Annotated in this window: 10 protein-coding genes; 5 read left to right on the forward strand and 5 right to left on the reverse strand. The window is 33.9% G+C overall.

Annotation, left to right across the window (positions count from 1 at the left end; genetic code table 11):
* Positions 1 to 206: 206 nt before the first annotated feature.
* Together J7K39_02910 and ggt are read right to left on the reverse strand one after the other, a co-directional pair.
* Positions 207 to 470, reverse strand: coding sequence for a hypothetical protein (locus tag J7K39_02910; protein ID MCD6178832.1), 264 nt, complete (start codon positions 468 to 470; stop codon positions 207 to 209).
* 819 nt (positions 471 to 1,289) lie between these two features.
* On the reverse strand, positions 1,290 to 2,978 hold the full coding sequence (ggt, locus tag J7K39_02915; GenBank protein MCD6178833.1) for a gamma-glutamyltransferase: 1,689 nt from the start codon (positions 2,976 to 2,978) through the stop codon (positions 1,290 to 1,292).
* A gap of 246 nt (positions 2,979 to 3,224) precedes the next feature.
* Between ggt and J7K39_02920 the strand changes: the two genes are divergently transcribed.
* From J7K39_02920 to J7K39_02940, 5 genes are all read left to right on the forward strand, one after another.
* Complete coding sequence (locus J7K39_02920; GenBank protein ID MCD6178834.1) at positions 3,225 to 4,535, forward strand: polysaccharide deacetylase family protein; 1,311 nt, start codon at positions 3,225 to 3,227, stop codon at positions 4,533 to 4,535.
* On the forward strand, positions 4,532 to 5,473 hold the full coding sequence (locus J7K39_02925) for a hypothetical protein (GenBank protein MCD6178835.1): 942 nt from the start codon (positions 4,532 to 4,534) through the stop codon (positions 5,471 to 5,473). The genes J7K39_02920 and J7K39_02925 overlap by 4 nt, the downstream gene beginning before the upstream one ends.
* 134 nt (positions 5,474 to 5,607) lie before the next feature.
* Entirely contained in the window at positions 5,608 to 6,264 is a 657-nt protein-coding gene (gene upp, locus J7K39_02930; GenBank protein ID MCD6178836.1) for a uracil phosphoribosyltransferase, read from the forward strand.
* A gap of 4 nt (positions 6,265 to 6,268) precedes the next feature.
* Positions 6,269 to 7,510 carry an ABC transporter permease gene (locus tag J7K39_02935; GenBank protein MCD6178837.1) on the forward strand — a complete coding sequence of 414 codons (1,242 nt, stop codon included), beginning with the start codon at positions 6,269 to 6,271 and terminating at the stop codon, positions 7,508 to 7,510.
* Between the two features lie 55 nt (positions 7,511 to 7,565).
* The gene (locus tag J7K39_02940) at positions 7,566 to 7,943 is read left to right on the forward strand and encodes a LysR family transcriptional regulator (protein MCD6178838.1); all 378 of its coding nucleotides are present in this window, start codon (positions 7,566 to 7,568) and stop codon (positions 7,941 to 7,943) included.
* Between the two features lie 32 nt (positions 7,944 to 7,975).
* Here J7K39_02940 and J7K39_02945 read toward each other — a convergent pair whose 3' ends face one another.
* From J7K39_02945 to J7K39_02955, 3 genes are all read right to left on the reverse strand, one after another.
* Positions 7,976 to 8,653 (reverse strand): HesA/MoeB/ThiF family protein, encoded by a 678-nt coding sequence (locus tag J7K39_02945; GenBank protein ID MCD6178839.1) that lies wholly within the window; start codon positions 8,651 to 8,653, stop codon positions 7,976 to 7,978.
* Between the two features lie 112 nt (positions 8,654 to 8,765).
* The gene (locus J7K39_02950) at positions 8,766 to 10,136 is read right to left on the reverse strand and encodes a dipeptidase (GenBank protein ID MCD6178840.1); all 1,371 of its coding nucleotides are present in this window, start codon (positions 10,134 to 10,136) and stop codon (positions 8,766 to 8,768) included.
* A 4-nt stretch (positions 10,137 to 10,140) separates the two neighbouring features.
* Positions 10,141 to 11,049, reverse strand: coding sequence for a Ppx/GppA family phosphatase (locus tag J7K39_02955; GenBank protein ID MCD6178841.1), 909 nt, complete (start codon positions 11,047 to 11,049; stop codon positions 10,141 to 10,143).
* Between the last annotated feature and the right edge of the window lie 263 nt (positions 11,050 to 11,312).

Here is an 11,312-nt window from a genome sequence, read left to right on the forward strand (position 1 = left end):
CTGTTTTTTTAGCTGAGCTGTTATCCTTTGTTTTTTCATTTGAGCTGTTACAAGCAACGAGGCTTAATGCAAAAAGTCCTATTAATGTAAATTTTAATGTTTTCATTTTTTTTATTTAAATTATTAAAGTGCAAACGTACGTTAAAACATTATATGTTGCAACATATATTTAAAATATTATTCACAATCGCATAAAAAACACACTTTTAATTTATACTGTCATTTTGATTTGGGATTGTTTTTGGCGGTAACGGTTTGGCTATATGATATCTATTGTATGCTTCTGCTTTTATTTGATTTAATAATACTGCTCTGCTCCAAGCTAATTTATCTATTGCCGTTAAATAATATTCTTTTTCTGATTTGTCTTTAATTTTATGAAGTACTAAAAGGTTTTGTCCCCAAGGGATTTTTAGAGTAAGGTTTAACAATTCTGGTTGGTCTTTATATTCAAGATAAAATTGACGCATACGTCATAAATTCTGAGGAGAATATCCTTTTACTCCATCAATTACTTGATTGATATCTTTTGATAATGTATCAACAATAGATTTTCCCAGTTATTCTTTTCTTGATTTTGAACAATCAGCTCCCCAATTTCAAAATTCTGTCCGATATGAAACTTATTTACGGATTTAAAGGCTTCATACTTTGCATTATTGATAGTATCAATAACGTCTTGGAAAAATCTTTTATATGTTGTTAATTCATTTAAATTTTTGAATTCTATCACAGCTGTGATAGAATTCAAAAATACTAAAACTCGCACACTCGTGAGAGATTTTATAGTTATTTCTTCCCCCTCGGAATGCAAAACAATAACAAAGAAAGGTGCTTTATTCTTTCCATAAACTTTTCTTTTGAGAGACAAGAAATTTAAGAAAACTTTTATCCTTAAATTTACACGTAATATATACAGACATAATTATTAACTCAAGTTTCGCACCCAATAAACATTAGTGTTTTTACTTGCAAAATATACAATAAATGATTGCCGCACTGATAATCAGCTCTTTGCGACACAGGGTAAACGCATGCTTATTTATAAAGCCACTAATGCACGAATATAATTTTTTTTAAAACAAAATTAGGATTCGACGAATAAAAAACCCAAAGGGTTTTTAGGAATTAGTGCTATTTTTTCAATAATACTATTGATAAAGAGAATAAATTCGTGCATTTGTGGCAAAATACACATCTAAATAAAAGTGTGAGTTTGCCCTGCCTTTGCGACTTAGCGGCTTTGCGAGAAACAAAAACTATACAAACTATTATAATAAGGTATAAATCTAATACCCAGCCGCTTGCCCGTCTTTACGAGATTCCGAAGCGCCAAAATAAGTCTTATTTTTCGCATCCCACATAATGGCTTGATATCCACCATACCCTCCTTTAGAAAATTGTATTTTGTGACCACGACTCATAAGAGCATTTATAGTTTCAAAGCTAAAGCCCGATTCTAAATTTACGATTCCGCCATCGGTCATTATTTCGCCGGTTGGTTGAGAAGAACCATCGTGACGAATACGAGGAGCATCGCCTGCTTCTTGCAGATTCATTTTAAAATCAATGAGATTAATTACTATTTGAGCATGACCTTGTGGTTGCATAGCACCTCCCATCAAGCCGAAACTAACAAAAGGTTTTCCGTCTTTAGTAATAAATGCCGGAATAATGGTGTGAAAAGGGCGTTTATGAGGTTCGAAAACATTCATGTGGTTTTTATCTAAACTAAATAATTCTCCACGATCTTGTAAAATAAAGCCTAAATCGCCGGGAGTCATTCCCGAGCCTAATCCGCGATAATTACTCTGTATTAAAGAAACCATATTTCCTTCGGCATCTGCCACAGTTAAATAAATGGTATTTCCCATTTCCAACTCTCCTGCAGGGTAAGAACGTGCTGACCTGTCTTTTATTAATGCTGCGCGCTTTTTGGCATATTTTTTAGAAATAAGCTCTTTTATGGGTAGTTTATTGAAATCCATATCAGAGTAGTATTTTGCGCGATCTTCAAAAGCTAATTTCTTCGCTTCGATAAAAAGATGCATATATTCATCAGAGCCAAAACCCATAGAAGCAATATCATAGTTCTCAAGGATATTTAACATCTGAAGCGCAGCTGTTCCTTGTCCGTTTGGAGGCAATTCCCAAACATCGTAACCACGATAATTCACGGAAATGGGTTCAACCCAATCAGAATGATGATCTTCAAAATCGCGCATGCTCAAAAAGCCGCCTTGAGCACGAACATAGTCAACAATTTTCTGAGCTATTTCTCCTTTATAAAAGGCATCACGTCCACCTTTAGCAATGGTTTCAAAGGTTTTGGCTAATCGAGGATTTTTGAAAATTTCGCCTTTGGCAGGAGCTTTTCCATTGGGCATAAATGTTTCTTTAAAACCGGGGTATTTTTGTAAAGCTCGTGAGCCGCCATTCCAATAATAAGCGATCAATTCGGTTACAGGAAATCCATTTTTGGCATAGTTAATAGCAGGCTGAAGAATATCTTTCATCTTCATGCTTCCGAACTTTTTGTTTATTTCGAACCAACCATCAACAGCTCCCGGAATAGATACAGGTAAAGGGCCGTGAGAAGGGATTTTTTTATAGTTATTCTTTAAGAAATAATCCAAAGTTAAATCATAAGGTGAACGACCACTGGCGTTTAAGCCATAAAGTTTCTTGGTCTTTGCATCCCAAATAATTGCGAATAAATCGCCTCCCATACCGTTACCAGTTGGTTCAACCAAGCCTAAAACAGCATTGGCAGCAATAGCCGCATCCATGGCATTCCCTCCCGATTTTAAGATATCTAAAGCTACCTGTGTAGCTAATGGTTGACTGGTTGCTGCCATTCCGTGTTGTGCAATCACTTCGGAGCGTGTTGCAAATTGATTTCCGGTAATTCGATCTTGCGCTTGCGCGATAAATAAAATAAATAGTAGGCTAATGGTAATTAAGGTTTGTTTCTTCATTGTGTTTGGTTTTTTGGCAAAAATAAGAAATATATCTTTTAAGAAGATAAAGCATTTTTCCTTGGGTAGTCTCTCAGAGATATAATTTCAGACCTTTACAAAATTTCATATATAGGTCGATTGTTTTTTTCTTCTTTATAACACTCTCACTAGCCTAGCTTAAGCCCACCATCCAATTATTGTATTAGCATATTATATTTTGTAGTCTCAGGTGCTTGCCGTATTTTTGGGTCGAAATAAAATGCTATGCTGTTTATCTATACGCCACGCATCACAAAACGGCTGAATTATATTTTTAAGCTTTTTTTTAAAGACATTATTCGTGTTCCGTATTTGCTTTCTTCTGATTTTGAGGCTTTTCAATTATTTGAAGGTCCTAAGTTTATTTATGGGAATGATTATAAAAATCATCCTTTATTTTTCGGATCGGCAGAAATTTTGTTTGAGAGTGGTTTAAACTCATTAGAATTAAATACCGTAGAACACAAAAATTTTCAGGTTCCTTTTCCTATATATCACAAAAACAGCTTACTTCCTTTCGATATATTTGCTGCTTCATTTTATTTTGTAAGTCGCTACGAAGAGTATATGCCTTACAGAAAAGACCCGTATGGCAGATATACGGCACACGAAAGCTTTGCTTATAATCACGGTTTTCTTCACAAGCCAATTATAAATATTTGGGCTCACGAAATTGCAGAAATTATACAAGAGTATTATCCTGAATTTGAAACCAATTTTCAGCAATTTGAATTTATTCCAACTTACGATATCGATCAGGCTTGGTCTTATTATCAAAAAGGTTTAACTCGTAATATTGGAGGATTTTTAAGAGATTTATCGCATTTTGATATTCATAAAATGGCTCAACGCTTTCGTGTTCTTTTTAGAAAAGAGCAAGACCCTTTTGACACTTTTGAGTATCAATTCGCTTTGCAAAAGCAATATAAATTAAAACCTATTTACTTTATATTGTTTTCCTTACTTGGTCCTTTCGATAAAAATATCTCGCCCGATAATAATACCTTCAAAGCACTAATAAAATCGTTAGCCGACAGAGCAAAAATAGGAACACATTTGTCGTATGCTTCAAATGAAAATCCCGATTTAATTAAATGCGAAAGTCAAAATCTGGAAAAGGTTATAAAAGTTGAAATTACAAAGAGTAGGCAGCATTATTTAAAGCTTCATTTGCCCGAGACATACAGGAATTTACTTGCCTTGGATTTAATGGAAGACTATACTATGGGATATGCCGCCGAACCAGGTTTTAGAGCCGGAATATGTACTCCGTTCTTCTTTTACGATTTGGACTACGAAACGGAAACAAAATTACGCATTTTTCCTTTTGCCGTAATGGATGGAACACTTCGTGACTATAAAAATGTTGGTATTGAAGAGGCAAAAGCCATAATACAATCGCTGATTCATGAGGTAAAAGCCGTTAATGGAACATTTATCAGTCTGTGGCATAACGAATCGTTAAGTGATCAAGACAGGTGGAAAGGATGGCGCGAAGTATATACCTATTTACTTAGTAAAATACACGCCTTGTGATAAAATATTTTTCTCATAAAGAAATTAATAAACGTCAGTGGGACGAATGTATTTCGTCAAGTGTTAACGGACGTATTTATGCCTATTCTTGGTATTTAGATATTGTAGCCGATAATTGGGACGCTTTAATTCTTGATAATTATCAAGCCGTTTTTCCTTTGCCTTTCAGACGAAAATTTGGAGTGGATTATGTATACCAACCTATTTTTACTCAACAACTGGGATTATTTTCTAAAGTGCCTTTAAGTACTAGTTTGTTGGAAAGGTTTTTAAAAGAAATACCTTCTCATTTTCAATATGTTAATCTAAACTTAAATCAACATAATAAGTTAAAAAGTTTTAATATAAAATCCGAGGCGAGGCAAAATATTGAAATGGATTTATTGGATGATTTCAGCATTATTCAAAAAAAATATTCAACTAACTTAAAACGTAATTTAAAAAAGGCATCCAAAGCAAAACTTACCATTTTTGAAAACCTAAAACCCGATGCCGTAATAAAACTCTTTAAAGCAAATAAAGGAAAGCTATTAGGCGTATATAGTCAGGAAGATTATAGTCGATTAATCAGGCTAACATATAAAGCTTTACAACTTAATCAGGCTGATGTTTGGGGAGCTTATTCGGCAGAAAATAATTTATGCGCCGCAGCTATTTTTATTAAAAGTCATAAACGAGTAACTTTTCTTTTTTCCGGCTCCAACAATGATGCCCGACAAAATGCCGCATTACCATATCTTCTAGATTCGTATATAGAAGCTAATTCAGCCAAAGAATTAGTATTTGATTTTGAAGGTTCTAATAATAAATCCTTAGCTCGATTTTATTTAGGATTTGGAGCACAGTCTATAACATATACTCAAATCAGTTGGCTTAGAACATCATTCTATTTAAAAGCTTTTTTTAATATCTATTTAAGATTTAGACAGCACTCTTAATATAGTTATCAGACACTTATGTTTCTATTTGAAAAGACGCGTAACCTTTTAAAACAAGCGGCATCTAATTATCACAAATTGACTATCTTTGTTTGATTTAACAGACTATAAATTTGTAAAAAAAAGACGGAAAAATGGTACATAATTTAGGAGAAGCTAATTCTATTTTCAATCAATATATTGCCGAAATTCGTGATGTTCATGTTCAAAGTGATATGTTACGGTTTCGTAGAAATTTAGAACGTATTGGCTCTTTAATGGCATACGAAATAAGTAAAGACCTTAAATATAAGATAGATAATGTGCAAACTCCTTTAGGCATTGCTCAAGTACCTGTTTTGCAATCTAATATTGTTTTAGCCACCATACTGCGTGCCGGAGTTCCTTTTCATCAAGGAATGCTTAATATATTTGATAAGGCAGAAAGTGCTTTTATTTCTGCATATAGAAAACATAATAAAGACGGTTCGTTTAAAATTAAATTAGAATATATGGCTAAGCCCGATTTGAAAGATAAAATTCTTATTCTTTCGGATCCTATGTTAGCTACAGGTGCTTCTATGAAACTCACCTATGAAGCATTAACTGAAGAAGAAAAACCAAAACACACTTATTTAGCCGCTGTTATTGCAAGTGCCGAAGGAGTGGAATATGTAAAGAAAAATTTCTCCAAAAAAGATGTAAGTATTTGGGTTGGAGCTATCGATGATGAGTTAACCGCTCAAGCGTACATTGTTCCCGGATTAGGTGATGCAGGCGACTTAGCCTACGGCAAAAAGGAAGACAAATAAAACCATGAATAAGCAGATAAAAGAAAACGTTAGAATCTCATTAGAATCTATTCGATCTCATTTACTTAGGACAGTATTAACCGTAATGATAATTGCTTTCGGGATTATGGCTCTGGTGGGTATTTTAACTTCTATAGATGCTATAAAGTTTTTTCTAACCGAAGAATTCACATCCATGGGGGCTAACACCTTTACTCTAAAAAATAGAGGCATGAATGTGCAAATTGGAGGGAAACGCCATAGAGGCGACCGTTACCGTATTATAAGCTGGAATGAAGCAAAAGCCTTTAAAGATCAATTTACTTTTGATGCAACAGCTTCCGTTTTCACTTACGGATCGGGTATTGTTACCGTAAAGTACAAATCAGAAAAAACAAATCCTAATGTTAGGGTAATGGGAGTGGATGAGGACTATGCCGTTACTTCAGGAGATGAAATAGAATTTGGAAGAAATTTTACTGCTACTGATGTTTACTACGGAACTCAAGTTGCTATTATTGGCAGCGAAATTGTGAAGACTATTTTTAAAAATAATGAAGATCCAATAGGGAAAATTATTTCTGTAAGCTCCGGAAAATATCGAGTGATAGGCGTTTTAAAAGAAAAAGGAAGCAGTTTTGGATTTAGCGGCGACAGATCGGTTTGGTTACCCATACAAAATGTCAGAACTTATTTCCCTGTACCAAATCAAAATTTTAGAATTAATATTTTAGTCGATAATCCACTACAAATGGACAATGCCATTGGCGAAGCTACCGGATTAATGCGTATTATCAGGAAAAATAAATTGGGCGATGATGATAGTTTTGTAATAGAACAAAGTAATAATCTGGCAGAAATGCTTATTGATAATTTAAAAATGATTACCAGTGTTGCTATTTTTATTGGACTGATAACATTAATGGGTGCAGCAATAGGACTAATGAATATTATGTTAGTTTCGGTAACGGAACGCACCAAAGAAATAGGAATAAGAAAGGCTTTGGGTGCAACACGAAAAATGATTAAAATGCAATTCCTGATAGAGTCGGTAGTAATCTCGCAGATTGGAGGCTTGGTTGGTATTATTTTAGGTATTGCCGTTGGAAATGGAGTTTCTTATATCATTGGCAGCTCGTTTTTAATTCCTTGGGCTTGGATAATATTAGGCGTTGTTCTTTGTTTTATAGTAGCTATAGTTTCCGGATTTATCCCCGCAAATAAAGCTGCAAAGCTTGACCCCATTGATGCTTTGCGATATGAATAAAATCAATCCGCAAATCAGACAATTTAATAATATACTGGCGAAGAAATGAAAAATTATGGATCCAAAACATGAATTAGCATACGAATCATTTAATCTTAACTATAAGTTTTGGCTTTCGGATAAAGAAGGAAAAGGCATAATGGGTGATGGTAAATGGCTTATTTTGCAAAAAATAGAAGAAACAGGATCGTTGATGGCAGCTACAGAAGCATTGGGAATTACATATCGTAAAACCTGGGGCGATTTAAAAAAAATTGAAACCGCTCTTGGGTTTAAACTATTGGAAAAAACCCGAGGGGGAAAAGAAGGCGGTCAAACTATACTAACGGAGAAAGGAAAAAAACTTATACAAGCTTTTACTCTTTTTCATCAAAGAATAGGAAAAGATATTAAGGCTGCCTCCGATGCTTTTATAAAAGAAGCCGATCTGTAAATTTTCCAAATACCCTTATATACTATCAGAGTTTATATAAGTGGAATAGTCTCAAACTTATTTTCCTTTAAGTTAATAATCAAGAGCTTATTTAATAGCATTTGATTAAAATTTTTGTTAATACATTTTACTGCTTCTGAAACTTGTAAAGAAGCAATAGTAGTAACAATAGGCGGAAAAACAGTTTTTTCTTGCTGTTCTTCGCTTTTATTATCAATACCAAATGTATATTGATAGTTCTCCGTCTTAGTCGGAAAAAGTGTTGTTACTTGTCCCATATGTTTAAATACACTTCCGTGAATTATTGGAATATTATTTGCAAAAAACAACTGATCTAATATTAAACGAGAGCTAAAAGTATCAAGGCAATCAATTACTAAATCTACATCAGGTATTTTTGTTAGAGCATTTAATTTTTCTTGATGTGCAAAATATTTTATTTCCGGATTTATTTCTTTCAATTCGGCAAGGGCTGCTGTTGTTTTAGTCTTTCCAATATCTGTTGTTTTATATAATATTTGTCGGTTTAAATCGGGGGCATCCAAAACAGCATCATCCCAAAAATGAATCGTACCAAATCCTATTCGTGCTAATAGCTGAAGGACTGTACTTCCTAAACCTCCGCTTCCGGCAACAGCAATTTTTGCTTTTCTAATCCGTATAAATTCTTCTTTACTATATAAAGGAATATGTCTTTCGTATCTATTCATTTTTGATATTTTGACTTCTCAAAATTAAGCTAAATATATTTAGAGTAAAATAAAAAAAGCCTTTCCTCATCAACCGACAAAGAAAGACTTCCTTTACTTAATTTGATAAGTCCTATTTATTCATTTCAGCAAAATACTTATAGAATCCAACGATAGATTCAATACCGTTATAAAATTGTTCTAATGGGAAATTCTCGTTAGGCGAGTGAATAGCATCTGACTCTAAGCCGAAGCCCATCAATACGGATTTAATACCTAAAATTTCTTCGAAAGAAGAGATAATAGGAATACTTCCGCCACTACGAACAGGAACAGGGCGTTTTCCATAAACATCAATTAATGCTTTTTCCACAGCCTTATAAGCCGGTAAATCAATAGGACAAACATAGCCTTGTCCGCCATGCAAAGGTGTTACTTTTACTTTTACACTTTTTGGTGCAATACTTTCAAAATGCTCTTTAAATAATTTTGAAATTTTTACATTATCCTGATTAGGTACCAAACGAGTACTTACCTTGGCATATGCTTTTGAAGGGAGAACGGTTTTAGCACCTTCTCCGGTATATCCACCCCAAATACCACAGATATCAAAACTTGGGCGAATTCCGGTATTCTCACTTGGTGTATATCCTTTTTCTCCGGCAAGTTCAACAACATCAATAGCTTTTTTATATTCTTCCACATTAAAAGGAGCTTTAGCCAAAAGTTCACGTTCTTCGGTTGACACTTCCATAACATCATCATAAAAACCCGGAATAGTAATCCTATTGTTTTCATCTAACATAGAAGCAATCATTTTAGAAAGTACATTTATAGGATTGGCAACAGCAGCACCAAATAATCCACTATGTAAATCCCGATTGGGGCCGGTAACTTCAACATCCCAATACGAAAGTCCGCGTAAACCGGTGGTAATACTTGGAATATCGGGAGCAATCATTCCTGTATCCGAAACCAAAATAACATCGGCTTTGAGCATAGCTTTATTGTCGGCACACCATTTTGGTAAGTTTGGCGATCCAATTTCTTCTTCACCTTCAATCATAAACTTAACATTTACTTTTAAAAGGTCGTTTTTAACCAGATATTCAAATGCTTTGGCATGCATAAAACTCTGTCCTTTATCATCGTCAGCACCACGAGCCCAGATTTTTCCTTCACGAATTTCCGGTTCAAAGGGAGAGCTGTCCCATAACTCCAAAGGATCAACGGGCATTACATCCATATGTGCATAAACCAATACGGTGGGTAATGCTGGATCAATAATTTTCTCAGCATAAGTAACCGGATTTCCTTCGGTTTCATACACTTCAGCACGATCAACACCGGCTTCTAAAAGTGTTTTTTTCCAATATTCGGCGGCCTTATACATATCGGGTTTATTTGCAGAAATAGAACTGATGGAAGGAATACGGATCAGCCCGAAGAGTTCATCTAAAAAACGATCTTTGTTTTCTTCGATATAAGTTTTAATTGATATCATAATTTTATGTTTTAGATTTATTTATTTTCTTTGATTTAATAATAGATTTTTCATACAAGCCTAAAACCAGACCGTCAACAAGTCCGACTCGGGGAACAAATATAGAGGAAGCTTGAATGTGTTTCATGATTTCGATATAAATTTTTCCTGCAGGAACTATTACATCGGCTCTGTCGGGACGAAAACCATATTTTTTTGCTCGCTCTTTTGAACTAATATTCTTGAATTCTTTATATCCTTTTTTTAGTGCAGTATAATTCAAAGTTTTTGTTTCGTTATCGCCAAAAAGTTTGGTGTATTTATTGATATTACCACCTGTCCCAAGACAGTTAATTTGTCCAAAATCAGCTTTATACTTATCGAGCCATTTATAAATTCTATCCCAAATATTTTTATCGTATTGTTCGTTTAGTAAACGGATAGTTCCTAACTTAAATGATTTACTATCTATTAAAGTATTCCCTTTTTCCAAGCTAAGCTCTGTACTTCCTCCGCCAACATCTATTAATAAAGTTAATGCTTTTGTATTTGAAAAGGCTTTTATATTTGCCGACCGGATAATTTTCGCCTCCAGGGCTCCATTAATCAAGTGAACATTTAAGCCTGTTTCTGTTTTTATTTTACGCAAAATATTATCTTTATTTTCTGCTTCGCGCATGGCGGCAGTTGCACAGGCAATGTAATCAACAGGTTTATAAACATCAATTAAAAGTTTGAAGGCTTTCATTGTATTGATGAAATTTTTTGCTCGTGAAGAACTGATTTTATTTGTTTTGAAAACATCCTTTCCCAATTGTAGTGGGATACGAATCAGACTGGCTTTTTCTATACGTGTAACTCCTTGCTTTTCAAAAACATTGGCAAATAACAAACGGACGGCATTCGACCCAATGTCGATGGCAGCATAGAGCATAGTCTAAATTTAGAATTCAAAAATAATGAGAAAATTTGTAATGCCAACAATAATATTTTAATGTATTAAGTTTAAGCTAAAAAATAATTATAGTTTTATGCAAAGTTTTTCTGAGTAGCTCATATTTTTTAAAAAGCTGGAATTAGATTAAATTTCTTCCCAAGTTCATTTTTCCGTAAATTTGTAACATTAATATTTTTTACGCATCTAAGAATTATCAAATATTTCAATGAAAAAAGTACCTAAATACATAAGCTTTCGTA

The organism is Bacteroidales bacterium (genome assembly GCA_021157585.1).
GTDB lineage: Bacteria > Bacteroidota > Bacteroidia > Bacteroidales > UBA12170 > UBA12170.